General features: G+C 35.9%; 26 protein-coding genes. 24 read left to right on the top strand and 2 right to left on the bottom strand.

Going from position 1 to position 24,594, the window contains the following annotated elements; genetic code table 11:
• Window positions 1–24 precede the first annotated feature (24 nt).
• From spo0A to ACH0B5_RS07260, 6 genes are all read left to right on the top strand, one after another.
• Window positions 25–816 (top strand): sporulation transcription factor Spo0A, encoded by a 792-nt coding sequence (gene spo0A, locus ACH0B5_RS07285; RefSeq protein WP_122971838.1) that lies wholly within the window; start codon window positions 25–27, stop codon window positions 814–816.
• Between the two features lie 139 nt (window positions 817–955).
• Window positions 956–1,927: a tyrosine-type recombinase/integrase gene (locus ACH0B5_RS07280; RefSeq protein WP_406927644.1), complete on the top strand. Its 972-nt coding sequence runs from the start codon at window positions 956–958 to the stop codon at window positions 1,925–1,927.
• A 692-nt stretch (window positions 1,928–2,619) separates the two neighbouring features.
• On the top strand, window positions 2,620–3,189 hold the full coding sequence (locus tag ACH0B5_RS07275; RefSeq protein ID WP_406927643.1) for a hypothetical protein: 570 nt from the start codon (window positions 2,620–2,622) through the stop codon (window positions 3,187–3,189).
• Window positions 3,190–3,481: 292 nt separating this feature from the next.
• The gene (locus ACH0B5_RS07270; RefSeq protein ID WP_406927642.1) at window positions 3,482–3,784 is read left to right on the top strand and encodes a YjcQ family protein; all 303 of its coding nucleotides are present in this window, start codon (window positions 3,482–3,484) and stop codon (window positions 3,782–3,784) included.
• A 47-nt stretch (window positions 3,785–3,831) separates the two neighbouring features.
• Window positions 3,832–4,476 carry a hypothetical protein gene (locus ACH0B5_RS07265; protein WP_406927641.1) on the top strand — a complete coding sequence of 215 codons (645 nt, stop codon included), beginning with the start codon at window positions 3,832–3,834 and terminating at the stop codon, window positions 4,474–4,476.
• 30 nt (window positions 4,477–4,506) lie between these two features.
• Window positions 4,507–5,202 carry a hypothetical protein gene (locus ACH0B5_RS07260; protein ID WP_406927640.1) on the top strand — a complete coding sequence of 232 codons (696 nt, stop codon included), beginning with the start codon at window positions 4,507–4,509 and terminating at the stop codon, window positions 5,200–5,202.
• An 852-nt stretch (window positions 5,203–6,054) separates the two neighbouring features.
• On the opposite strand, the gene ACH0B5_RS07255 is transcribed toward ACH0B5_RS07260, so the two are convergent.
• Window positions 6,055–6,927, bottom strand: a complete 873-nt coding sequence (locus ACH0B5_RS07255) for a tyrosine-type recombinase/integrase (RefSeq protein ID WP_406927639.1) — start codon at window positions 6,925–6,927, stop codon at window positions 6,055–6,057.
• A gap of 1,710 nt (window positions 6,928–8,637) precedes the next feature.
• Between ACH0B5_RS07255 and ACH0B5_RS07250 the strand changes: the two genes are divergently transcribed.
• The 13 genes from ACH0B5_RS07250 (at window position 8,638) to ACH0B5_RS07190 (ending at window position 17,786) form a co-directional block, all read left to right on the top strand.
• On the top strand, window positions 8,638–9,873 hold the full coding sequence (locus ACH0B5_RS07250; RefSeq protein ID WP_406927638.1) for a hypothetical protein: 1,236 nt from the start codon (window positions 8,638–8,640) through the stop codon (window positions 9,871–9,873).
• A gap of 90 nt (window positions 9,874–9,963) precedes the next feature.
• Complete coding sequence (locus ACH0B5_RS07245; RefSeq protein WP_406927637.1) at window positions 9,964–10,209, top strand: helix-turn-helix domain-containing protein; 246 nt, start codon at window positions 9,964–9,966, stop codon at window positions 10,207–10,209.
• Window positions 10,209–10,364, top strand: a complete 156-nt coding sequence (locus tag ACH0B5_RS07240; RefSeq protein WP_406927636.1) for a hypothetical protein — start codon at window positions 10,209–10,211, stop codon at window positions 10,362–10,364. Before ACH0B5_RS07245 ends, ACH0B5_RS07240 begins: the two co-directional genes overlap by 1 nt.
• A gap of 18 nt (window positions 10,365–10,382) precedes the next feature.
• Window positions 10,383–10,571 carry a hypothetical protein gene (locus tag ACH0B5_RS07235; RefSeq protein ID WP_406927635.1) on the top strand — a complete coding sequence of 63 codons (189 nt, stop codon included), beginning with the start codon at window positions 10,383–10,385 and terminating at the stop codon, window positions 10,569–10,571.
• A 22-nt stretch (window positions 10,572–10,593) separates the two neighbouring features.
• Window positions 10,594–11,184: an HNH endonuclease gene (locus ACH0B5_RS07230; protein WP_406927634.1), complete on the top strand. Its 591-nt coding sequence runs from the start codon at window positions 10,594–10,596 to the stop codon at window positions 11,182–11,184.
• Window positions 11,168–11,362 carry a hypothetical protein gene (locus ACH0B5_RS07225; RefSeq protein WP_406927633.1) on the top strand — a complete coding sequence of 65 codons (195 nt, stop codon included), beginning with the start codon at window positions 11,168–11,170 and terminating at the stop codon, window positions 11,360–11,362. The genes ACH0B5_RS07230 and ACH0B5_RS07225 overlap by 17 nt, the downstream gene beginning before the upstream one ends.
• A gap of 121 nt (window positions 11,363–11,483) precedes the next feature.
• A complete protein-coding gene (locus tag ACH0B5_RS07220) occupies window positions 11,484–11,747 on the top strand; it encodes a hypothetical protein (protein WP_406927632.1) in 264 nt (87 codons plus the stop codon).
• Window positions 11,748–11,810: 63 nt separating this feature from the next.
• A complete protein-coding gene (locus ACH0B5_RS07215; RefSeq protein ID WP_406927631.1) occupies window positions 11,811–12,443 on the top strand; it encodes a hypothetical protein in 633 nt (210 codons plus the stop codon).
• Entirely contained in the window at window positions 12,436–12,627 is a 192-nt protein-coding gene (locus ACH0B5_RS07210; protein WP_406927630.1) for a hypothetical protein, read from the top strand. Before ACH0B5_RS07215 ends, ACH0B5_RS07210 begins: the two co-directional genes overlap by 8 nt.
• A gap of 603 nt (window positions 12,628–13,230) precedes the next feature.
• On the top strand, window positions 13,231–14,793 hold the full coding sequence (locus ACH0B5_RS07205; RefSeq protein WP_122973293.1) for a hypothetical protein: 1,563 nt from the start codon (window positions 13,231–13,233) through the stop codon (window positions 14,791–14,793).
• Between the two features lie 145 nt (window positions 14,794–14,938).
• Entirely contained in the window at window positions 14,939–15,376 is a 438-nt protein-coding gene (locus ACH0B5_RS07200) for a phage holin family protein (RefSeq protein ID WP_122973294.1), read from the top strand.
• Between the two features lie 98 nt (window positions 15,377–15,474).
• On the top strand, window positions 15,475–17,046 hold the full coding sequence (locus ACH0B5_RS07195; RefSeq protein ID WP_122973295.1) for a flagellar assembly protein A: 1,572 nt from the start codon (window positions 15,475–15,477) through the stop codon (window positions 17,044–17,046).
• The gene (locus ACH0B5_RS07190) at window positions 17,046–17,786 is read left to right on the top strand and encodes a glycerophosphodiester phosphodiesterase (protein ID WP_122973296.1); all 741 of its coding nucleotides are present in this window, start codon (window positions 17,046–17,048) and stop codon (window positions 17,784–17,786) included. The genes ACH0B5_RS07195 and ACH0B5_RS07190 overlap by 1 nt, the downstream gene beginning before the upstream one ends.
• A gap of 34 nt (window positions 17,787–17,820) precedes the next feature.
• Here ACH0B5_RS07190 and ACH0B5_RS07185 read toward each other — a convergent pair whose 3' ends face one another.
• A complete protein-coding gene (locus tag ACH0B5_RS07185; RefSeq protein WP_122973297.1) occupies window positions 17,821–18,063 on the bottom strand; it encodes a DUF2627 domain-containing protein in 243 nt (80 codons plus the stop codon).
• A gap of 262 nt (window positions 18,064–18,325) precedes the next feature.
• On the opposite strand from ACH0B5_RS07185, the gene ACH0B5_RS07180 reads away from it, so the two are divergent.
• The 5 genes from ACH0B5_RS07180 (at window position 18,326) to ACH0B5_RS07160 (ending at window position 24,340) form a co-directional block, all read left to right on the top strand.
• Window positions 18,326–19,420 (top strand): Leu/Phe/Val dehydrogenase, encoded by a 1,095-nt coding sequence (locus ACH0B5_RS07180; protein ID WP_122973308.1) that lies wholly within the window; start codon window positions 18,326–18,328, stop codon window positions 19,418–19,420.
• A gap of 66 nt (window positions 19,421–19,486) precedes the next feature.
• Window positions 19,487–20,905, top strand: a complete 1,419-nt coding sequence (lpdA, locus tag ACH0B5_RS07175) for a dihydrolipoyl dehydrogenase (RefSeq protein WP_122973298.1) — start codon at window positions 19,487–19,489, stop codon at window positions 20,903–20,905.
• 135 nt (window positions 20,906–21,040) lie between these two features.
• Window positions 21,041–22,051, top strand: coding sequence for a thiamine pyrophosphate-dependent dehydrogenase E1 component subunit alpha (locus ACH0B5_RS07170; protein ID WP_122973299.1), 1,011 nt, complete (start codon window positions 21,041–21,043; stop codon window positions 22,049–22,051).
• Window positions 22,051–23,034 (top strand): alpha-ketoacid dehydrogenase subunit beta, encoded by a 984-nt coding sequence (locus tag ACH0B5_RS07165; protein WP_122973300.1) that lies wholly within the window; start codon window positions 22,051–22,053, stop codon window positions 23,032–23,034. Before ACH0B5_RS07170 ends, ACH0B5_RS07165 begins: the two co-directional genes overlap by 1 nt.
• Window positions 23,035–23,050: 16 nt before the next feature.
• Window positions 23,051–24,340, top strand: coding sequence for a dihydrolipoamide acetyltransferase family protein (locus ACH0B5_RS07160; protein WP_406927629.1), 1,290 nt, complete (start codon window positions 23,051–23,053; stop codon window positions 24,338–24,340).
• The last annotated feature ends 254 nt before the right edge of the window (window positions 24,341–24,594 follow it).

Raw genomic sequence — 24,594 nt, 5'->3', positions numbered from 1 at the left:
TATTGAATCTAAGGAGGAATTTTTTTGGCGAAAGTAAAAGTGGCAATTGCCGACGATAACCGCGATTTAGTCAGAACGATGGAGCAATTTTTTGAAAATCATCCTGATATTGAAGTAGTAGCAACTGCAGCAAACGGTAAGCTTTGTATTAAAATGTTAGAAGAATTTCAACCTGATGTATTACTGCTTGATATAATCATGCCACACTTAGATGGACTTGGCGTACTTGAGGCTATGTATAGCGACGATCGTCTTGCGAAAACACAAGTGATTATGTTAACAGCCTTTGGACAAGAAGATGTAATGAAGCAAGCAGTTACATATGGTGCTTCCTACTTTATGTTAAAACCATTTGAGTTCGATCAGCTTGTACAAAAAATATTACACTGTGCGGGTCAAAAAACAGAGAGTGTAAAAAGACAAAGTATTCTTCAACCGGATGGACAAGCTAAAGTAAATCAACGGCAACTTGACACAACGATTACTGCAATTATAAAGGAAATTGGTGTTCCTGCTCATATTAAAGGCTATTCATATTTAAGGGAAGCAATCCAAATGGTTTATTATGACATTGAATTGTTAGGTTCTGTGACAAAAATTTTATATCCAGAGATAGCAAAAAAATTCGGTACAACTCCTTCTCGTGTAGAAAGAGCAATTCGTCATGCCATTGAAGTGGCGTGGAACCGTGGAAATTACGAATCGATTTCCCAAATGTTTGGTTATACAGTCCACCATTTAAAATCAAAACCAACTAACTCAGAATTCATTGCCATGATTGCCGATAAAATTCGTATTGAATTAGTGGCAAGTTAAGGTTGGTGTGACGGTATTTGTACCGCAAGGCATAGCGCAGAATGACCGGTGAATCTATTTTATATAATGATTATATTACGTAACTAAAAACGCCTTTTTAAACGGTTATTAACGACTGTTTAAGGAGGCGTTTTTATTTATGTCTATTAGTCCATTTTTAGTTGAAATTGACCGTTATATGTTGGATTGTTCCGCAAAAGGACTTTCGACAAAAACACTAAAGTCGTATGAACAAACGTTAAAGTTATTCGCACGTTTTTTAGAGGAGACTTTCGAAATCAAGGAAGTAAAAGACGTTAATATAGAACATGTTCGCGCTTATATCCGTTCAATTGAGGAACGCGGAAAGTTTCAAATTAGTTCCAATGACAAACCAAACAATTATCCGGAGCGTCGAAGTGATTATGGAAAGCCCGTTAGTAAAACGACAATCGCAAATTATGTTCGCAATATTAAAGCGTTTTATTCGCATTTATATAACGAGCGAATTATTCGAAACAATCCATTAAAAGAACTGAAAAACGTTAAACCGGAACGAAAAGCGAAAGTTATGCTAGACGATAACGAATTGAAACAATTTTTCCGTTCATTCGACGTAACAAAAATGGATCAGTATCGTGATTGGATTATTGCTCGATTAATATTCGATACGGGCGCAAGAATTGGAGAACTATTAGAAGTTGTTTCGTCGGATATTGACTTAAGAGGGAATGCGTTGTTATTACGTAAAACTAAATCGGGGAAACAACGTTTTGTTTACTATTCGCAGAAAACAAGGAATCATCTTAAATCGTGGCTTGCTTATAAGGACAGATATACAGATAGTCCTTACGTTTTTCCTACTAATCGAGGTACAAAGTTACGTATAGAAGGCGTAGAACGTTCGTTTAGATTGCGAAGTCGTGATGTTGGTTTAGAAGTTACACCTCATTTACTACGCAATAACTTTGCTAAGCGTTATTTAATTAATGGAGGAGATTTATCAACGTTATCACGTTTGCTAGGACATGCCAGTGTTGAAGTGACGTCTTCAATTTATTTAGACTTTTCAGACCGTGAAATTATGAAGAAATACAGACAACACAGTCCTTTAGAGAATTTAGATATTTAGCAACAAGAAAAAGCCGAGGCGCACTAACGCTTCGACTTTAGACGACTACACTAACCGCTACCCAACGAAAGTGTAAAACTCATAACTTAATACGAGTATTATATGCGTTTATTATATCGTCAAAAAAGCGATATGGCAAACGTCTAGTTTCCTATTGTCTTTTTTAGGAACGTACTCCGTCGAGGTTGCCCACTAATTCGACGTAAATCAAAACTGGTCAGCGCCGTCCGTCGCAACGCAAACTACGGAATATATCGCTAGTCAAGCCGTTTTCTTGTTTACGGTAAGCGACGAATTGGCGAGCGCTGCCACTAAAGGCGCGGTGGATTATCGGCGAGTTACGGCTCGGGTAATCGCACTTATGCGGATCGTAAACGACTAACCGCACGTAATGGACGATAATATTGCGAGAGTGCGAGAAACGAAAGTTTCCTACAAAACAAGACGAACAGAAACCTCAGACGTCACTATGACGCTAGTATTCGTGTAGTTTACCTACTGACTATTACTCTATTACGAGTTTTAGATAGTAAGGTAACTACTATGCGCCCATTTCCTAGAGCGAGCAGCTATTCTGCTAGTAGGTGGGAGCGGTTGTCTAGTTTTATTAATTAAATTAAGTTGGGAGAAATATTATACTTTTGATGTAACTTAATGTAAAATTTAGTTAAATATAAACATTGAGGTGACTTATGGTAGTTGTAAAAATTCAAAATGTAGAGATAACTATAAATGAGATGTATGAAATGGAAGATGGATTATTAATAATTACTGATTCATATGTATCAAAAAATAATTTCTTGGAATTTTTGGAGGTTTATAGAAAATTTAATAAGCCAGGATCTTATTTTGAAACGCAAATTTCTGAGAAAATCTTCAATGGGCGTTTTGGTCAACTACTATATAGTAAAAATTCGAACCAAAATGGCTATGATGTACGGCTAAATTTTGTAGATTGTAAATTTGATGAGCAAAATGAAAATGAAACACCAAATTTTACAGACAAGGTTATAATGAATAATTTAAGATACCGAAATTTATCTAAAACAATATTACGACAAGAAATAATAATAAATAAGTTACTTGATTTATTGCTAGAAAAAGAGTTAATAACTGGTGCTGAAAAAGAAAAAATAACAAATATTGAAGAAGAAGAAATCAACTATTTATCATTAAGAAAATCAGCAGAGATAGAGGCTATACCTCTTAATGAATATTTAGAAAAAGAAAGAGAAACAATTTCCCATATAAAGAACTCTTAACTAATAAAAGTAATAGATTTTATAATAAAACCGTCTATCCAACTTGTGGAGGACGGTCATTTTTATCTATCCAAGAATATTAACAATAATGCCAATTGCAGCGCCAATGCCAATGCCAATTACAAAATGCATTTAATATCAGTCCTTTTTTTACGTTTAAGTAAGTATAACCATTGCAAATGAAATTTATTTTATGAAAGTACTGCTAATAATAAATAGTTGTTTAGGGAAAATTGGAAAAAAAGTATAATAAATAGAGAGTTAAAATAATTTATTGAGGTGAAAATTGTCTATGAATAAAGATAAGGTTAGAATCGTAATTTTAAAAGAAACAGAAAAGGGGGAGCTATTCAAAAATATAAATGAAAACAATTTTAAAGAATTGGATTTAGGATTTGATTGGAATGTTTTCAATGAAGAAGTTAATTTTTTAGTAAGAGAAAATTATCTAACTAAGCCATTTTATGCAGATAATACTATTTATATATATAATTCAAAACTTACTGAAAAAGGTGAAGAGTATTTAGAAGGTAGTAAATGGTATAAAAAATTATATCAAACTGTTAAAGAAATAAAAGAATGGATTAGTATTTAGCTTTTCTTAATTAGATTATAAAAATAATAATTAATATGGGTGATTTTATGAAAAGTACATTATTTGAACTTAATAATAATCAGTTAAGTTGTAAAAAGTTAGATAGGGCACAAGTAGCTAAATATGAATACCAAATTCTATTAGAAATCCCTATATTGAATGCCTATTCAATAGAATATGCTACTGTTACAGTAAATAACTCTACTACGGGTGTAACTATAGATGACATTGAAGATAATACGATTAAAATCGATTCTGAATATCAAATAGATGATGATTCACAAATTTATGTTGAAATATACTATCAAGGCATTCGAGATTACGGGGCTTTATTTCCTTGGATAAGTAACATGAAATTCAGAGAAAGATTGGGTCAATTTTATGAGGAGATGACAAAAACATTTGAAAATCAAATATGGCTAGCATTTTCGTTAAGTGTTGCAGCAGTAATAGAAGGTATGCTACACGCGAAATTAGATTTTCCTACTGAAAATAATACATTAGAGAAATTATTAAAGAGGGCTAAAACTACAGATATTATCACAATCAAAGAATTTGAAATACTAAGTAAAGCTAGACAGAATAGAAATTTAGTACATAGTAATAAATATGAATCAGATTACGTAACTAAAAAAGATTGTTTAGACATGAGAGTTACTATTGATAGACTTGTAAAGAAATTCTGCGAATAATTTAAAACTAATAAATGTGAGGTCATTGTTTTGAGAAAACATATTATTTACCCCGAAGAAAATGAAAATTTAGATAGATACTTTAATGCACAACATTATAATAATTGTCCCCATTGTAATGTAGTAAATAAACCAGAAATTATAGCAATTATTTCTAATAACATTGAAAAAAAATTCGAAATCCTTTACGTAATTTATCAATGCTCTTGGGAATTTTGTAAAAAAATATTTTTGGTAGAATATAATGGAGAAAGAATTATAAGAGGAACAGTTCCAAAATTTGAATTAAAAGAGATTTTTCCTAAGCATAAGATTAATAGTTATGAAGATGATGTAATAAAAGAGGTTTCACATAATTTTATTGAAATCTATAATCAAGCTATTCAAGCAGAAGAATTAGGTTTAAATCATATATGCGGAATGGGATATAGAAAAGCATTGGAGTTTTTAATTAAAGATTTTGCGAAGCTTAAGAATAAAGATAATCAAGATACTATAAATTCTATTGAAAACCTATTATTGGGTCAGTGTATTAATAAGTATATCGAAGAACCGAGAATTAAAGCTGCTGCAAAAAGGGCAGCGTGGATAGGAAATGATGAAACGCATTATATTAGAAAATGGCAAGATAAAGACATTAGAGATTTAAAGAAACTAATTGAAATCACATGTTATTACATAATAATGGACTATTCTATAAAAAAATATGAACTAGAAATGCAATGAAAATCGGATAACAAAGTAATTGATTCTTTTAAATGGGCAGTCAAACCGGAGTACAACGACGGAAATAGTTGCGGATTCGGTAGACGGTTGTTTACTGAATCCCCCGGGGGAGTAACGTCCTTTTTTAAGGTTTACCGTTCATAAACGGAGGTATATACAGAACCGCCAATAGCGATATGAACACAAAAATAAGCGGAAATTTTCGCCACTTTGCTATGGGCGTCTCCGCTATATCGCAAGTGTATGTTCGGGAGATTCGGATTATGCGGAAAAAAGACGAATTATATCGTAGATGATCCGTTTTACATACTTCCATTTTGCGGAAGGCAAACGCAAATAGAACGTACTGAGAACGCTCAGATTCCATTCTAAGGCGTTTTTGTATGCGGTAAGGAATTTCCATTATTGACACAAAAAACGTGTTTAGAACTTATTCTGCGGGGTTTAAAATCGGGCGGAAGCATTTTAAGACGTCTGCAAGCCTTTCTAAGACGTTTTAATCTTTAGATAGGTATTAATACTACCGTTAGCTTAAATGTGCTTAAAACGACTTCTGCGAGGTCATGCGTTGATTTTATCGAAGTTTGCTCTATTTTGGTAATTTAGAAATTGTTCGGCAGTGACGGCATGGATACCGAGGGGACCTCCGACTTTAAAAATTTTGTCGGAAATGATTGCGGACCCGACGCGCGCTCGTAATCGGAACCGCCCCCGGGGGAGTGAATCGTTCGTACTGACGTCCTCTGCGTCCGTGTACATCTCCTATGTCGTCATTAATGCGCAGTAATAGCGGAAGGATATAAACGTAAATAGACGTAACACTTAGTTACGCCTTTCTTTTCTTTACGACTATTATAAGTATTTATCGACGGTTGTGTCGTTTACTTCGAGGTAATGTTTCGTAATTGTTTCTAACGATTTATGACCACTCTGTTTTGCGATAGTAGCAAGGTCTGCTCCGTTTTCGTGCATAGACGTTATTTGTGTCTTTCTGAGGGAATACGGCGCAAATCCTAGCCAATTATGAATCGCCTTACGATAGGCGGTATCGCTTATAGGCGTATCTTTATAGACGTGTCCGTGACGATCCGTACGGCACACAAAGTAGTCATTTCCGGATAATCCGTACTCTCTCAAGTATTTACGAATTGCATTAACGCAATCGAGTGTAAGTCGCTTCGTTTTCCATTCGCTTTGCTTTTGCATATAAACACTTATAGAGTGGTTATCTAAATCGATGTGCTTTATTTGTATCGCAATCATTTCCGAAGGACGACACGCAGTAATAAGGTTCAAATAACTAATTGCACGCGCTCGAGTGTCTAACTTATTGATTACGTCTAAAACTTCGTCTTTACGTTTGGCAGATTGACCACGCATTAGTTTTTGTTCTGCGTGTTCTTTTCCGTTATAAACGCTACGTAACTGTGTAATACGTTTTCTTTGCTCGTTTGATTGAACGAGGTTAAAACGGTTTTCTAAGTAGTACGTAATTCCTGCTGCTCTGCGGTTGAAAGTTGATAGTTTAAGTCCTTGTTCAATCGTTTGATATAAGTATTTCTCTAATGAATCAAATGTAATTGCGCGGTTAGATTGCTCGCAATAGGTTTTGAATCTTTTAAAATCGCCCTCGTACATTTCCAATTTCTTATCAACTTGCGATTGAATAACCTCATTTACTTTCTTGTCCTCTAAGAACGTTTCTACCTTTACAATTTCTCCCATAATTAACGCCTTCTTTCCGTTCAAATATTCTATAAATATTATACCGTTTCTAGGTTATGAAAAGCAATCTTTTCGTAACTTGAAAGATAGAATATTTACGGTTTTTACTCGAAATTTTTCCGCAGAATGGGAAGGTGATCCGTTTTTGTATTCGGAGGTAATTGCGGAAGGGGGGACGTTCGTACTTACGCGTAAGATTATCGCACAGATTGCGGAGGTCATTCGGAATAGAAAACCGCCTTTAAATGTCCTCAGAACCGTCCTCAGACGAATCGAAACATGTATTTACTACCTACTACCCGTCTCGATTACTCTCAGACGCAGTCGTTCGTAGAAAATCGTCAATTCGCAGAAAACTAAACAAAAATAGCCGTTTGTTTTGCGGGAATATAATTCGTATAGCTGCGGATTAGAACCGATATAACTGGACATATGGCGTCAACGCTCGTGTATATAAATATGCAGACGCCTACAAATACGTAATAATATCGCATGTATCAAGGTTTATATAACCGTAGAGGAGCCGTATTTACCTTTATTTATTCGCAAAAGTCCGAAAAGTACAGTGACGTTAGAGTTTTCGAGTCGTGTGCGTGACGGGGAATGGCGCCCGACATTAATTCGCAATAAAAACCGGTAATATATCCGATACTTTAAGCGAAATCACTACGATATTAGCGCAAATAATTTGCATAAATATACGTATTATAGTATAATTATACCTATGAGTTAATAGGTAATATCTACGTTATATGACGTATTTTTAACGCAAATAGCGATTACCTAAAACGCAGTATTAGCAAGGGTTCGTGTCTTTTGTTAGTATTAAATTCGTGTAGTATTACGCATTGGGTTCGGCAAATAAACTAGTTAGATTCGATGAATAGGACTTTATAACCAAGTGGATAAGTAGGTTTTAATCGTATTGTCTCCTAAATTACTAATATTGCGGTTTAAATCCTAGTTAAAAGCTAGGTAATACCGTTAATCGCGCTAATATAATTTCGAATGTTCGAACGCATTGTGTCTGAATATCTACGCAATATAAACGGATTATGTCTTTATATAAGTACGTATTAACTGTGGTATTAACGTGTCGGGCGTTATTATCGGTAATAACGTTTATATAGTTATACTATTTTGCGTTGTAAATTTCGTATTTAATATTATTTATTAGACTAATTGGCGGACTCATTTATGAGTTCGCTTATGAGCGTTAGCGAATAATTTATCTTTTAAAATATAAACTCACTCCGTTCGTCGATTTCGCTACGCTCAATCGCAAGTATAGAACGAGATTTAGGAAGAAAATTTCCTAAAATAAAAAATGAACCTTAGAGCCACAAGGCTTCTGAGCATTTTCCCTTAAAAGAAAGAGAGTAAGATTTTAAGTGGATTAATGCGTTATAAAACCGTTCGGGTTGCAAAAAATTTAACGGACTAAAGTGTCCCGTTTCTCGAGTTAAATGTTACATTTTATTTACAATTTCAATTAAGTTGGCGAAAAACACCCCGTTTCATGGGTTATATTATGAGAGATATTTTATTTTCTTTTAATTAATATACTATAAAAATTTATAGGACTTTTGTACCTTTTTTAATGTGAGTTGACTAGTAAAAGCCCATTTCACTGGCTATATAATGAAGGAATTATTTTTTTTGGAAATCTATTAAACATTATTTAATTGACAAAAGAAGGAGCGAATGAAGATGGAAAGAGAGACAAACATCACAGTAATTGATTCACTAATGGGAACTGGAAAAACAAGTTATGCAATTCAGTATATGAATGAGGCAAGTGAATCAGAGAGTTTCATTTATATTACTCCGTTACTTTCAGAAATTGACCGTATTCAAGGAGCAGTAGAAAATCGTGACTTTGAGGCCCCGTCTGTTAAAGGAAATTCTGGGCGTAAAATGGATGACTTAAAACGTTTATTAACGATGGGAGCAGACATTGCGACTACGCACAGCCTATTTCAAGCAGCAGACGGTGAGGTAATTGAACTACTAAAAGATGGGGGCTATACGTTAATTCTTGACGAAACAATGGACGTTGTTGAGCCCGTAAGTGTAAAGAAAGCGGATATAGAGAAATTAATTCGCAGTGGAGATATTAGAATTGAAGACGGTCACAGAGTTATTTGGACCGGAGACGCAAATGATGACTCTCGATACGCAGATATTCGTATTATGGCACAAGCAGGCAACCTCTATTGTCATAGAGATACATTCTTTGCGTGGGCATTTCCACCGAACGTTTTCAGTGCAATAGATAATGTAATTGTTCTGACTTATCTATTTAAAGGTAGTATCTTGCGATATTACTTTGATATGTTCGGATTTGAGTACAAATTTAAGGCGGTTAATTGTAATGAGGATAGACGCTATGAATTAGTAGAGTACGATGCCTCAAAAGAGGATCGCTTGAGATTATTCTCTTTGATGTCAATATATGAAGGGAGAAAGAATGATATAGGTAACCGTGGGAATACATTTAGTAGCACTTGGTTACGGAACGCAGATTTAGAAAAACTTAAAGAAATAAGAAACAATCTTTATGGTTTTTTTCAAAATGATTGTGGAGCAAAAAAGAGTGAGGTTTATTACTCTACTCTTAATGAGTTAGAAAAAACTATTGCTCCTAAAGGTTATAAACAAACTTCAAGTGGAACTCAAGTTGTTATTCCGTTAAATTGTCGGGCTACTAACGATTTTGCGGATAGAAAGTATATTGCCTATCTATATAACCGTTATCTTAATCCGAATGTAAAAGGATTCTTTCAAGATAGAGGAGTAACGGTAGATGAAGATTTATACGCAGTGGGTGATTTATTACAGTGGATTTTCCGTAGTCAAATAAGAAATGGTGAACCAATCAAGATGTACATTCCTAACAGTAGAATGAGGGGATTACTAATCGATTGGGCAAAAGGAAGAATTTAGAAAAATACAAGTATTTAAGAAGGCTTTGCGTATTTAACACGTAAAAGCCTTTTTGAATGCGATAAAAACACTTTATAGGAGGAATGAAGAATGAAATTAAACAGACGACAACTGAAAGTGATTCGTTCGGTGTATCGATTATCACTTGAAGAAATGGCACAATTGCTTGGTTATACGACGGGCTACGTACATCAAGTCGAAAACGGTACGAATCCGATTACGAAAGAGTATAACGACCGAGTAGTGGAGGCATTCGAACTTACAACGGGGAAACTTCGAGGAATCGTTCGAACTTATCGTACTTATAACATTAGTAAGTTAAGGAGAGGGAAGTAATGAATCAAATGGATCAACTACGTATTAAACTCGACGTATTAATGGCTGCGGTATTAGCAGAGAAAATGGGCGCTACGGTACCTATCGAAACTATTCACAGATTCGTAGAAGAAACTGACGAACGTTTATACGCATTAAAAACTACTACTAACTGATTAAAAGGAGAGATTAAATTGGAGAGAATGAGCGGATTAAGACGACCCGGGATAACTTACGATTTAGACCGAGTAAGAATAAAAGTTGACTTTCTATACTCGTTATTAAAGGCGACCGAGTTAGGCTACTTCTTTAATCGAGAGATTTTAGACTTAGTTGCAGATATTACCAAAGAATTAGACGCATTAGAGAAAGAATGCAGATAAACGAAAAGAGGAGATTGATAGAATGAGCAAAAAATCGATTGAAACTAAAGTATGTAGGAACTGCGAACAAGAAAAGGAAATTAGCGAGTTTTACGTAAGGTCCAATGGAACGGTGCCTTATATTTGCGCGAGTTGCGAAAGAGTTGCAGTAGTTGAACGCGAAAAGGCAAGAAAAGGTACATTTCGTTATAAATGCACTGTCGCGCTTAAAACCGCAAGGGTATCTCGAAAAAGGGCAGAGGAAGAACTAGGCGAACCTATAACCGACACTCTTTCGTTATATGACGTCTTATTCACACTTGGAGCGGACGATTGTGTTTATTGTGGTCGTCACTGTAAGCAAAGTGAGAAAACTCTCGAGCATATCATTCCATTATTACAAGGCGGTACAAATACATTCGATAATATCGCAATGGCTTGTACATCGTGTAACTCGTCTAAAAGGGATAAACCCGTAACAGAGTTCGCACAAAACCACGGTATTCGCGCTAAAAATCGAGTATTAGAAAGAATGGTATTCGGTTCGGGAAAGGAACCCGAAGAAGTTTTCGGTGTATTATCTGCGGTATCAAAACGATATGAAGAAGTGAAAGGGAGTGATAAAACTGCGTAATTATTACGACTTAGTAAACGACGGAGTAATCGATTTCGAAGACTCACTTCCTCCGTCTCAAACAAGACGTAAGTATACGGAAGGCGGTACGGTAACAGTTTATAAGATTTCTAAAATGACGGAAGAAGAACGCAGCCATTACGGATTGCCGACACCAACCAACGAACGAACTAATTGACGCAAGTATTAAGTGATCCATTGCGTTCGAGGGCGTAAAGAGTATCGGAAGGGATTCGGGTATTCAATGCGTGTCTCGAACATTGGGGAGAAATAATTAACGGAAACGGAGAGAGTGAAGTATGAAGCAAGGCAAGCAACCGCAAATTACTCGCATTAAAACGAGTGAAGAACGGGCGGTTGAACAGTTGAGGCAACGAGTAGAACAACGAAAAACTGCTGAACAACGGAAATTAGAACGTCAACAACGACGTACAGAAAAACGAATTCCTCATAAAGACGAACGGAAACGACACTTTAAGCAAACGGGCGTCAATAAGAATGGGATTCCACGATTCGGAGAACGTCTGCCAAAGTATAAACGCAGAAAAGACGCCGACGAGTAATAGATTAACAGTTTTGCGACGCAAGAAAACGAAAAAATAACTAAGAAAAGGATGATTTTATTTATGACGATTGCAGAAAAGTATAAACGTGAGATTGAGGGAGCAGTAAGTAGTTTTAAGAAAGAGGTAGCCAAAATTGAGAAGTCGGCTAATCCTTACTACCAATTAGACGAAGTGCGTGACTATGAAATCGGAAAACTCCGTGAAACGTTGGACGGTCAAATAAAAGCGATTAAAGAACGATTCTACGCAGAAATTGACGCAGAAATAAAGTCGGCGACATTTGCTGCTAAGACTTCAAAGTTTAATCCAACGTCGGAAGAAAAGGCATATGCGGAGAACGTTATACAAGATTTAATTCTAGGAGTAAGATTCGGATACACTGAGTCCGAAAAATTAGAGGCGTTAGGAAAGTTCGAAAAGGAACTAGACTTAATGAGTGAAGGAGCGCTTTCCGTTGTAAAATCGCAGTTGCCAAGTGTAGCGGATCAATTAGCGGGACACGAACCAAGCGAGAAAAAGTTGCGTTATATTAGTCACATTTTAAAAGAATTGCGCACGCCGGCACAACAATATCTAGTTGACCTTGAAGAACAAAAAGCGAGCGGTTATGACTTACCTTACCGTATTTTGCGAATGACGCATAGAGCGTATAAAGGAGAGCGAGAAATTTTTTCGGTGAGCAAGTATGAATAAGAGTATGTACAGTCGAAAACCGACTCGTATAGCAGTAAAAAAGCCGACTACTATTACTCACAGTGTAAAGAGTACAAAAGAATTGATAGAGTTTCTTGCTAATGCCGAGAAAAATGGAGTATATGTCTATTCGATTGTACCGGAAGATGAACTAGGACACTATAAAGTAATAGTATTCGAGTAACTGCGGAGTGATCCGTTTTAAGCGTAGGTTTCTAACGAGACTTACGCTTTTTTTCTTATATAATAGAAAATCGATTTACATACATGTTAAACTAGTGTAAAATAATCGATAAATAAGGAACGTTATTAACCGTGAAGGCAACCGTTAGAATGAACGGTGAACTTACGTAATAGGCTATATATAATAGAAGAAACGTCATACAAACGCACAACTAACTCAGAATTCATTGCCATGATTGCCGATAAAATTCGTATTGAATTAGTGGCTAGCTAAACATTCGTGGCTTATTGTTACTTTTATGAAGAGAAGAGAAAACACTTCTAATTTCAAGGAAATCCCTTGGGTTAGGAGTGTTTTTTTATTATGCCATCTTAGGCTTCCAACTTAGCTTATTGGAAGGAACTAGAATAGGATATGTACAAACAATAGTAAAACTTCCCTTTGACAGGAGAATCTGTATATAGATGATATAGATTTACTTTCTATTATGTTGTCAATCACGAAACTAATAGAAATATTGACTAACAACTATACAGTAAATGTTGTTCCGAGCACATATAGCAATATAAAGAGTACGAATGATTCGTATAAGGAGGAAGCGAAATGAGTGGTGATAAATCAAAAAATTTAAAGTTACATCTTTTCAATCAAAACAGCGGAGTGACTATGAATGAGCTTAACGAAAACTTTGAAGTTTTAGATCAACGGGAGGCAGTGATTAATTTAGGCTTAGGAGTTATTCCCGAGAATTTTCCTAAGCTGCCGGGAGAAGTAGGTGATGAAGGGTTTTTACAACGAGCGATTGACTATGCGGAAGCAAATGAACAAAACGTAACTTTATCTCCTCGAAAATATATTCTACACGATACACTCTATTATAATTGGGCTCGTATTAATGGGAATGGTGCTACGTTAAGCTTAACGACAGCTGATAAACCGATTCTCATGCATCGTGTGTTACGAGATAAAACGTCTGGAATTACTGCTAGAGGACTTTTAGAAAATCTTATTTTTGAAGGTAATGTAGAAAATCCGAACAATCACGGATTATATTGCATCTCATATTGGTCAATCTATCAAAATTTAGAATTTATAAACATCGGTGGACGTGCGATCTATATGTCCCATAAACATGAAGATGGGACGATATTAGCTACTGGTACGCTAATCGAAAACAAATTTCTAAATATCATCGTTCGAAGCTCCGGCGATACGGCGATTTTCTTAGGAGAAGCCGATAATAACAAAATTACCGATGGGGTATTAAATAACATTATTGTAGCTACAGATGCTTGGGCAGCAATCGACATTGGAAGTGCTGCTGGTTGGCATATTAATGGGGTTCATACTTATGGTATTCAAACATGGTCCCTTAATATAGAAAATGGCTTTAATACAACGATTGATAATATTTACATTGAACAATTTAGAGAGGTCGGTATTAACTTAGGTCGTCTACAACGTAATGTCATACTAAGTAATGTTAACATTGATGGCACCTATTCGAATGATGGCTCATCGTTCATTCGTATCGATAAAAGTTCATGGGTTGATGTAGGGGATACTTCTTTAAGTATTACAAATTTAAATATGTTTCATGAAGGACAAAACAAAAACGCTTATGCTTTTGGAATGATCAATCCGGTCAACATTTCCGCTACAAATGTTCAGACGAGTGGTTTAAATAAAGGAAACATTATTTTACCTGAACTAGACGATGACAATATTCAAATCTCCTCGAGCTTTTCGATGAAGGGAGACTTATCAGAAGAAGGCGATTTGTTATTGTACAATGACCGACAATTGAAAATTTGCGATTATCAAAATTTTGGCCATCAAGAAAAACATTCATTGACCTTTAAACTTCCTCCTACTTGGGATTATGGGAAAATTATCGCTCGTATTGTGATTGACTCCAGTTGGTACGATAACGGCTATAAAGTAGCCAGTTGGGAAGGAACGGTCTATATTAGTCGAAAAAGTGCTCGAGATACTATTGCGGTTTACGTGCGGAATATTTATGCTCCAGAAGGATTTAAAGTTAATCCCGTTGTTACCGTAACGAAAATAGATCAGTCGAATGCGACAATGAACGTTGCTTTTACTCAAAGAGATAAAGCCGGTACAGGTGTTGTGGCCGTTGATTATATCGTTTGTAAAGTGTAATCGTTTGGCATATGGAAGGACTATAGGGACGCATGTAATTGCGTCTCTTTTTGACCTGAAAAGAAAGAGCCTACTTCAATATAAAACAAATCAAATCCATTTAACTTAAACGAATATTCCATTTTAATTATAAAGGAGGCTGAACATGAAAGAATTTTCCTTTAATTCTATTGTTTCTCTGTTTGGGACGTTTGTTACCTACTGGTTAGGCGGTTGGGATCAGGCATTAAAATTTCTAGTAGCCTTTATGGTCATTGATTATGTCACAGGGGTATTAGTAGGGATTAAAAAGAAAAAATTAAATAGTGAGATTATGTTTTGGGGAGGCATACGTAAAGCGGTTATTCTCATTGTAATTGCTATCGCCGTTATGTTAGATACGCTAGTAGGCAATGAACAACCATTAATAAGAACCTTAGCCATTATGTACTATGTCGGTCGTGAAGGATTATCAACGATCGAAAACATCGGTGCATTAGGCGTTAAAATTCCAAGCTTTGTATCAGAACCTGTTTCCAAGTTGTCTAAGATTGACGAAGACGAAAAGGAAATCGAAAAGAAGGAGAAAAGTAAAAAAAATTAGTGCTTTCTAAATAGATGGATGTAATGTGAAAATTATCCTATAACCCTCTAAACAAAACGGAATTTTTTGTTTATACTGGAAAAAGGGGTGATTTTCAGGTGATAATTTATACGAATGATTTTTTAGAATTAACGGAACAAAACGGAAATGTCCTTTTACAAACAATTAAAAGGGGATTTCCGTTAAAAGAAATCGATATGATTTTACGGCAATATCCTCGTATTCGTTTAACCAATTTTGCTGTATTGAAAAGTACTTTAGCTACAGAGACAGAGCAGCCTGTAGAAATTGGGAAATGGTTACCGAATATTGAGATTGAAATATCAAAAGATCACATGTCCGCATCAATCTATGTCAACGAAACAGTCGAGGAATTAAAAAATAATAAAGAAAAAATTGCATCAGATATTCGTTCTTTGTTAAATGAACATAATATATGCCACGGCATTATTGAATTAGAAATCGATCAATTAAAACCAGGTAAATTATATGTTATAGCAGAGGGTACACCGCCTACAAAAGGGGAAGATGCCATCGTTACGTATATCGAAATCCCTGAAAGAAAGCCAATCATACGAGAAGATGGTAAAGCAGATTATTTTGAAATGAATTTTGTTTTAGAAATCCAACAGGGGGATTGGGTAGGGGAGAAAATTCCAGCCCGGCCAGGAATCGATGGTGTAACGATATTTGGTGAAACGATTCCAGCACCTTCTGGTCATGATGTTCCTTTAAAATATGATCCAAAATCAGTTTATGAACTAGAAAAAGACGGGAAAATTACTTTATATGCGAATAAAACGGGTGTAATTGAAATCCAACAAGGTGTTATAGCTGTTAATGATCATCTGCCGATAGATGGTGATGTCGGGATCGAAACGGGAAATATTACCTTTGATGGTTCAGTTACAATTAAAGGAACTGTCGGATCAGGTTATTCGATAATAGCAACCGGTGATATTTCGATTGAAGGACGAGAAGGGATTACCGGTGCAAAATTAATTAAATCCGAAAATGGGGACGTCTATATAAAGGGCGGTATTTTTGGACTTGATGAAACGGTAATCGAAGCAGGAGGTAATATTTTTGTCAAGCATGTAAATAATGCGAAATTACTTGCGAAAAAGGAAATTGTAATCGGTTACTATTCGATTGGTTCGAATTTAGCCGCCAATTCGATTTTATTAGATGAAAATAAAGGCAAGATTATTGGAGGGGAAGCTGTTGCTAAAAATAAGATTGTGACAGCGATATCTGGAAATAGATTGGAACGACGTACAGAATTAATTATAAAAAATTTAAATAGACAAACGCTTTTGGAAATTATTCAAGAAAAAGCCTCTCTGTTAAAAAAGACACAAGAAGAAATTATTGATTTTACAGCTAAAATTGACAGAATTATTGCAAATAAAGATAAATTGAATGTTCAGCAACTCCAAAGTTTAGAAGATTTAAAGGGCGAATTAGAAAAGAAAAAGCAGTTGTCAATTGAAATTGATCAAGAAATCAAGCGATTAATGAATGAGGCAAAGGATGCGGGGAAAGAAGAAATCGTTGTAACAAAATCTGCCTATCCGGGAACCGTTATACAAATCGGTAAAAAATCTTCCTTACTAAATCATATAACACAAGGGAAATTCCGTATAGAGTCTGGAGAGCTGAATGTTTAATGACAAATTCTATTCCGATTTTTGCTCATCGCGGGGCATCTGGCTATGCATTGGAAAATACGTTTAAAGCCTTCGAAAAGGCGAGAAAACTTGGGGCAGACGGGGTTGAAATTGATATCCAATTAACAAAAGATGATGAACTAATCGTCTATCATGATTTGGATTTATTTCGTCTAACCGGGAAACGGAAAAAAATTAATGACTGTTCCTATAAAGAACTTTTGAATTACCCAATAGGTAAACATTTTTTTCGAAAATATTCAAAGGAACGAATTCCAACCTTTCAACAAGTAGTAGAATGGGCGGATTTATACAAACTCCCTTTAAATGTAGAGTTAAAGGAATCCTTTTTACAAAATAGCGAACCGCTTATTAAAGCTTTACAACGAGTTGTTTTGCCCAAGGGAAGTCACTTCTCTTCCTTTCACGATGAATTATTGCGCATTGTTAAAATGCAAAGACCTGATTTTCAAACAGCGTTAATCGTGACAAAAAAATTTGATTGGAATACATTGGAGTCGTTATCACATATCGATGTGATTCATGCTAATAAAAAATATTATAAGCCGAGTACTTTTGTAGCGATTGAAAGGGCGAAAAAGGGAATCCGTTTTTATTCAGTGAATGGTAAAGAGCCGTTTCTTAGAAATCCACATCCCTCTATCATTGGTTGGATTACGGATTATCCAGATCGGGTAGCAAAAGCCGAAAAAAATAAAAGAAAACAGACGTTCAATTGAAGGGGACAATGTCCTTAATTTGAACGTCTGCTTTTTATTTTGGTCCTTTTTGATATTTCGGTGCAATTCTTCCATTTTTACGGTCTTTATTTAATAAATAGCCTGCAAAGAAACCAAGACCGAGGATTAAGAATACGATTCCGACAACGAACTGTAACCAAAACCATGGAAATGGTGAAATTAACTTACCAAACAATGTATCCCTCAAAAATTTGATCCCTGCTCCAGCCATTAAGGCAGGTATTAATAATACGATAAACGCTAGTAATCTTGCCATTCGTTTTACACCTCACACTTACTTTTATTTTACAATGGTCCCATTGAAAGTCAAGAAAGCATAGAAAATATATGAAGTAGAATAATAATTCAAATAATTAGAAAATTCTTAATTAATCCGTTTTTAACATTTATTGTTGCGAATTCCCATAATAAAAAGTATGTTTAAATTAGGTTGAAGAATCATTATGAATATAATGATTTTTTTAGCTGAATCATTATCTATTCAAGAAAGAAAACGCTTACTTTTTGGAGGGGTTATTGTGGAGATTTTTAAATATCTAGAAAAATACGATTATGAACAAGTAGTTTTTTGCCAAGACAAAACATCAGGTTTAAAAGCAATTATTGCTATCCATGATACAACTCTTGGACCTGCATTAGGCGGTGCAAGAATGTGGTCATACGCAACGGAAGAACAAGCAATTGAAGATGCACTTCGCCTTGCCCGTGGCATGACTTATAAAAATGCTGCTGCAGGACTTAATCTTGGTGGGGGAAAAACAGTTATTATCGGTGATCCTTTTAAAGATAAAAATGAAGAGATGTTCCGTGCTTTAGGACGTTTTATTCAAGGACTTAACGGTCGTTATATTACTGCTGAAGATGTTGGTACTAGTGTGACAGATATGGACTTGATTCACGAAGAAACAGATTATGTTACTGGTATATCCCCATCCTTTGGTTCTTCAGGAAATCCTTCTCCTGTAACAGCTTATGGTGTTTATTTAGGAATGAAGGCAGCTGCAAAAGAAGCTTTCGGCTCTGATAGCCTTCAAGATCGAACAATTGCTGTTCAAGGTCTTGGTAACGTGGCGTATACGTTATGTGAGTATTTATATAACGAAGGGGCAAAGTTAGTCGTTACGGATATTAATAAAAACGCAGTTGATCGCGTTGTAAATGATTTCAATGCAGTAGCGGTAGATCCAGGAGATATTTATAGTCAAGATGTAGATATTTTTGCTCCATGTGCCCTAGGTGCTATTATTAATGATGAAACAATTCCACAATTAAAAGCAAAAGTTATTGCTGGATCAGCTAACAATCAATTAAAAGATTCTTCCCATGGTGATATGATTCATGAAATGGGGATTGTTTATGCGCCTGATTATGTAATCAATGCAGGTGGCGTGATCAATGTAGCTGACGAATTATATGGATATAATAGAGAGCGTGCAATGAAGCGTGTGGAAGCAATTTATGATAGTATTACTAAGATATTTGAAATATCAAAACGTGATAATATTCCAACTTATTTAGCTGCAAATCGTTTAGCAGAAGAACGAATTGAACGCATTTCAAAATCTCGTTCTCAATTTCTTAAAAACGGGAAAAATATATTAAACGGTAGATAAAGCTTCTTAAGTGGAAAGGGGAGTAAAGACTTTCTTTGCTTCCCCAATTGTTAGGAGGAAAACTACATGGCTCGTGAATATGATTTAGTAATTCTAGGTGGAGGTACCGGTGGTTATGTTGCTGCTATTAGAGCATCACAACTAGGTTTAAAGACGGCTATCGTCGAAAAAGAAAAACTTGGTGGTACTTGTTTGCATAAGGGGTGTATTCCAAGTAAAGCTTTTCTTCGAAGCGCGGAAGTATATAGACAGTCTGTTAATGCAGAACAATACGGTATTGAAATTCAAGAAGTGAAAATTAATTTTGATGGCGTACAAAAACGAAAACAATCGATTATCGATCAACTTCATAATGGTGTGAAGAGTTTAATGAAAAAAGGGAAAATTGATGTTTATTATGGAACGGGAAGAATTTTAGGTCCTTCAATTTTTTCTCCGATGCCAGGCACTATTTCGGTCGAAATGGCTAATTCAGAAAATGAAATGTTGCTTCCCAAAAACATCATTATTGCAACTGGTTCAAAACCACGTAATTTAGATGGGATAAATGTTGACGGTCAAGTGATTTTATCATCAGACCATGCGTTAGAATTACAATCTCTCCCAAAATCAATGATGATTGTTGGGGCTGGGGTGATTGGAATCGAATGGGCTTCCATGTTAGCAGACTTTGGAGTCGACGTAACTGTTTTGGAATATGGGGATCGAATTCTTCCAACTGAAGATGTCGATATCTCCAAGGAAATGGAGAAACAGTTAGCCAAAAGGGGAATTAAGTTTTATAAAAATACAGAAATTATTGCAGACTCCATTGAACAAACAAATGGGGTTACATTATCGGCTAATGTGAACGGTAACGCCCAATCCTTTTCAGCCGAGAAAATGTTGCTCGCAGTAGGGCGTGTTGGAAATGTGAACGGCATTGGCTTAGAAAATACGGAAATTGAGTATGACTCGAATTTTATTAAAGTCAACGATGTGTATCAAACGAAAGAGAAACATATTTACGCCATTGGGGATGTAATTGGTGGAATGCAATTAGCTCATGTCGCTTCCCACGAAGGGATAGCCGCAGTGGAGCATATTGTAAATGGCACATCTCATCCACTAAATTATACGAACATCGCTCGTTGTATATATAGTTATCCTGAAGCAGCAAGTGTTGGTTTAACAGAGCAACAAGCAATAGAAAAAGGGTATGATGTGAAAGTTGGACAATTTCCATTTAAAGCAATTGGTAAAGCTTTAGTTTATGGACAATCAGAAGGTTTTGTTAAAATGATAGCGGATAAGGCGACAAATGACCTATTAGGCGTTCATATGATTGGTCCACATGTTACAGACCTTATTTCTGAAGCTGCACTCGGTATGTTATTAGATGCAACGCCATGGGAAATAGGAGAAACAATTCACCCGCACCCATCATTAAGTGAAGCTATGGGGGAAGTAGCATTAGCTGTAGATGGCAAAGCCATACATTTTTAAAGTTTAGTTTAATAGATTTGAAAAATTGTTTAAAGTATACTAAAGTAGGTTTTTGCGGGAAAAAAATCCAAATTATATTAGTAGGTTTCGCTTTTTAGAGCATTTCCACTTTATATTTTGAAAGGGGATGTTTGGATGGTCGAAGAAAAAATCAATCATAAACAATTAGGACTTTCCGATGAAGATGTATTAAAAATGTATGAAACGATGTTAATGGCAAGAAGGCTGGATGAAAGAATGTGGTTATTAAATCGTTCTGGTAAAATTCCATTCGTAATTTCTTGCCAAGGTCAAGAAGCTGCACAAGTCGGTGCCGCTTTTGCCCTTGATCATACAAAGGATTATATCGCTCCATATTATCGTGATATGGGTATAGTCCTTCACTTTGGAATGACGCCAAAGGAATTAATGTTATCTGCTTTTGCAAAAGCGGAGGACCCAAATTCAGGTGGACGTCAAATGCCTGGACATTTCGGACAAAAGAAAAATCGTATTTTAACTGGGTCTTCACCTGTAGCGACTCAAGTTCCTCATGCAGTTGGTGTAGCACTTGCTGGTAAAATTAGACAAGAGGATTTTATTTCCTTCGTTACCCTCGGAGAAGGTTCTACAAACCAAGGAGATTTCCACGAAGGTGCTAACTTTGCAGGAGTTCATAAATTACCAGTTATTATTATGGTTGAAAATAATAAATATGCCATTTCTGTACCAGTTGAACGACAATTAGGTTGTGCTCAAGTATCTGATCGCGCGATTGGCTATGGTATGCCAGGATATACAGTAGATGGTCAAAATCCTTTAGAAGTTTACCGTGTTGTAAAAGAGGCGGCAGACAGAGCGAGAAGAGGGGAAGGACCAACGCTTATTGAGACGGTGACTTATCGTTTAACTGCTCACTCTTCGGATGATGATGACCGACAATATCGTACGGCTGAAGATTTAGCAGAAGGTCGAGCAAATGACCCGATTTTACTTTTTGAAAATTATTTAAAAGAAGCAGCTGTCATTACGGAAGAAGGACTACAAGAAATGAATAAAAAGGTAATGGCTATCGTAAATGAAGCAACCGATTATGCTGAAAATGCACCGTATGCAACTCCAGAGCATGCATTGAAATTTGTGTATGAGGAAGGGGATGGCGAATAATGGCTGTTATGTCATATATTGAGGCTATTCATTTGGCCATGAAAGAAGAACTAGAACGGGATGAAAATGTCTTCATTTTAGGTGAAGATGTAGGGCGTAAAGGAGGCGTTTTTAAAGCAACTGCTGACCTTTACAATCAATTTGGTGAATATCGAGTACTTGATACACCGCTTGCTGAAAGTGCAATAGCGGGAGTGGCGATTGGAGCGGCAATGGTTGGTATGAGACCTATTGCGGAAATGCAATTCGCTGATTTTATCATGCCTGCGGTCAATCAAATTGTCTCTGAAGCAGCCAAAATTCGTTATCGTTCGAATAACGATTGGGACTGTCCATTAGTTATTCGTGCTCCTTTTGGAGGAGGTATTCACGGTGCCCTTTATCATTCCCAATCTGTTGAAGCTCTATTTGCTAACACACCAGGATTGAAAATTGTCATTCCATCTACACCATATGATGCAAAAGGATTGTTAAAAGCAGCAGTTCGAGACAATGATCCAGTTTTATTTTTTGAGCATAAGCGAGCTTACCGACTATTAAAAGGGGAAGTACCTACGGATGACTACGTACTTCCAATTGGTAAAGCGGATGTAAAACGTCAAGGGGATGACATTACGGTTATTACGTACGGCTTAGCTGTAAACTTTGCCCTTCAAGCAGCAGAAAGACTTGCGGATGATGGTATCGAAGCCCATGTATTAGATTTAAGAACGATTTACCCTCTAGATAAAGAAGCTATTATTGAAGCTGCAAGTAAAACCGGGAAAGTGTTATTAATCACTGAAGATAATAAAGAAGGTAGCGTCATGAGTGAAGTGGCAGCAATTATCGCGGAAAATTGTTTATTCGATTTAGACGCTCCAATACAAAGACTAGCTGGCCCAGACGTACCTGCAATGCCATATGCACCACCGATGGAAAAATACTTTATGATTAATCCGGATAAAATAGAAAAAGCAATGCGTGAATTAGCTGCTTTCTAAAGGGAGGATGTTCGTTATGTCGATTCAACAGATTTTAATGCCGCAACTTGGAGAAAGTGTTACGGAAGGGACTATTGAAAAATGGCTCGTCCAACCAGGGGATCAAGTAAACAAATATGATCCTTTAGCAGAAGTTGTGACAGATAAAGTAAACGCTGAAATACCTTCATCCTTTACAGGAACGATTAAAGAGCTAATAGCAAAAGAAGGGGAAACATTACCAGTAGGTGCCCTTGTCTGTACGATTGAAATAGAGGCTGTGGAAAATGGATCAACACCTGTTGAACAGTCAAAGGGTGCGGAGAACAACAGTGAAAAACCAAAAACTGAAGAATCAAAAATTGTTACAGAAACGAATTCAAAAGATTCTTCTCAAAAAGGTCGTTATTCTCCAGCTGTTTTGAGACTTGCCAATGAACATGATATCGATTTACAGCATGTAGAAGGTACAGGACTTGGCGGACGTATTACAAGAAAAGATATTTTAAAAATTATTGAAACGGGTAATATCCCGCAGAAAACAGACACTGTAGCACAAGAACCAGTACTACAAAGGGAAAACGAACAAGCTCCGAAAAAGGAAAATACGATTGCTAGCGCAGTTGGTGACATTGAAATTCCGGTTACACCTGTTCGTCGTGCAATTGCTAATAATATGGTAAGAAGCAAACAAGAAGTGCCTCATGCTTGGATGATGATGGAAGTTGATGTTACGAATCTTGTAAATTATCGTAATAAAATTAAAAATGAGTTTAAAGCAAAAGAAGGCTTTAATATTACGTATTTCGCCTTCTTTGTAAAAGCAGTTGCGAAAGCTTTAAAAGAGTTCCCGATGATGAATTCTGTTTGGGCTGGAGATAAAATTATTCAGAAGAAGGATATTAATATTTCCATAGCGGTTGCTACTGAAGATGCTTTATTCGTACCGGTAATTAAAAATGCCGATGATAAATCCATTAAAGGGATTGCGAAAGATATTCATGAATTATCAACTCTCGTACGGTCAGGGAAATTACGACAAGAGCATATGCAAGGTGGAACATTTACGGTCAATAATACCGGTTCATTTGGCTCAGTCCAATCGATGGGGATTATCAATTACCCTCAGGCAGCTATTTTACAAGTAGAATCAATCGTAAAAAGACCTGTTATTATGAACGATAATATGTTTGCTGCTCGGGACATGGTTAATTTATGCTTATCCCTTGATCACCGAGTATTAGATGGTCTAATTTGCGGTAAGTTTTTAAATCGTGTGAAATCAATTCTTGAAAATGTAAATGAAGAAACGATGTCTATTTATTAATATTTTATTAAAATAAAATTTTTTAAAAAATAACAATCTGCTCGCTTTTTAAAGGGAGGGATAAAGACTCATTAATAATATGGGTTTCTATCCGCCACTATTCCTTTTTAAGTGTTGCAGATTTTTTTATTTCAGGCTCTAAAATATTTGTTGGGGTACAGATAAAATTCAGAAAAAATGGCTCTAAAATATTTGTTGGGGTACAGATAAAATTCAGAAAAAATAAACACGCAATCTCCTAATTTTGTTAGACT

The organism is Ureibacillus sp. 179-F W5.1 NHS (genome assembly GCF_045369345.1).
Taxonomy (GTDB): Bacteria; Bacillota; Bacilli; order Bacillales_A; family Planococcaceae; genus Ureibacillus; species Ureibacillus halotolerans.
The sequence above is the reverse complement of the archived record's forward strand: the minus strand, read 5'-3'. Positions and strand labels throughout refer to the sequence as shown.

Excerpts from the sequence above, each read along its gene's own strand:
- ACH0B5_RS07280 (WP_406927644.1), top strand. The coding sequence starts at position 956 with ATGTCTATTAGTCCATTTTTAGTTGAAATTGACCGTTATATGTTGGAT.
- ACH0B5_RS07275 (WP_406927643.1), top strand. The coding sequence starts at position 2,620 with ATGGTAGTTGTAAAAATTCAAAATGTAGAGATAACTATAAATGAGATG.
- ACH0B5_RS07270 (WP_406927642.1), top strand. The coding sequence starts at position 3,482 with ATGAATAAAGATAAGGTTAGAATCGTAATTTTAAAAGAAACAGAAAAG.
- ACH0B5_RS07265 (WP_406927641.1), top strand. The coding sequence starts at position 3,832 with ATGAAAAGTACATTATTTGAACTTAATAATAATCAGTTAAGTTGTAAA.
- ACH0B5_RS07255 (WP_406927639.1), bottom strand. The coding sequence starts at position 6,927 with ATGGGAGAAATTGTAAAGGTAGAAACGTTCTTAGAGGACAAGAAAGTA.
- ACH0B5_RS07250 (WP_406927638.1), top strand. The coding sequence starts at position 8,638 with ATGGAAAGAGAGACAAACATCACAGTAATTGATTCACTAATGGGAACT.
- ACH0B5_RS07245 (WP_406927637.1), top strand. The coding sequence starts at position 9,964 with ATGAAATTAAACAGACGACAACTGAAAGTGATTCGTTCGGTGTATCGA.
- ACH0B5_RS07240 (WP_406927636.1), top strand. The coding sequence starts at position 10,209 with ATGAATCAAATGGATCAACTACGTATTAAACTCGACGTATTAATGGCT.
- ACH0B5_RS07230 (WP_406927634.1), top strand. The coding sequence starts at position 10,594 with ATGAGCAAAAAATCGATTGAAACTAAAGTATGTAGGAACTGCGAACAA.
- ACH0B5_RS07220 (WP_406927632.1), top strand. The coding sequence starts at position 11,484 with ATGAAGCAAGGCAAGCAACCGCAAATTACTCGCATTAAAACGAGTGAA.
- ACH0B5_RS07215 (WP_406927631.1), top strand. The coding sequence starts at position 11,811 with ATGACGATTGCAGAAAAGTATAAACGTGAGATTGAGGGAGCAGTAAGT.
- ACH0B5_RS07210 (WP_406927630.1), top strand. The coding sequence starts at position 12,436 with ATGAATAAGAGTATGTACAGTCGAAAACCGACTCGTATAGCAGTAAAA.
- ACH0B5_RS07205 (WP_122973293.1), top strand. The coding sequence starts at position 13,231 with ATGAGTGGTGATAAATCAAAAAATTTAAAGTTACATCTTTTCAATCAA.
- ACH0B5_RS07200 (WP_122973294.1), top strand. The coding sequence starts at position 14,939 with ATGAAAGAATTTTCCTTTAATTCTATTGTTTCTCTGTTTGGGACGTTT.
- ACH0B5_RS07190 (WP_122973296.1), top strand. The coding sequence starts at position 17,046 with ATGACAAATTCTATTCCGATTTTTGCTCATCGCGGGGCATCTGGCTAT.
- ACH0B5_RS07185 (WP_122973297.1), bottom strand. The coding sequence starts at position 18,063 with ATGGCAAGATTACTAGCGTTTATCGTATTATTAATACCTGCCTTAATG.
- lpdA (WP_122973298.1), top strand. The coding sequence starts at position 19,487 with ATGGCTCGTGAATATGATTTAGTAATTCTAGGTGGAGGTACCGGTGGT.
- ACH0B5_RS07170 (WP_122973299.1), top strand. The coding sequence starts at position 21,041 with ATGGTCGAAGAAAAAATCAATCATAAACAATTAGGACTTTCCGATGAA.
- ACH0B5_RS07165 (WP_122973300.1), top strand. The coding sequence starts at position 22,051 with ATGGCTGTTATGTCATATATTGAGGCTATTCATTTGGCCATGAAAGAA.
- ACH0B5_RS07160 (WP_406927629.1), top strand. The coding sequence starts at position 23,051 with ATGTCGATTCAACAGATTTTAATGCCGCAACTTGGAGAAAGTGTTACG.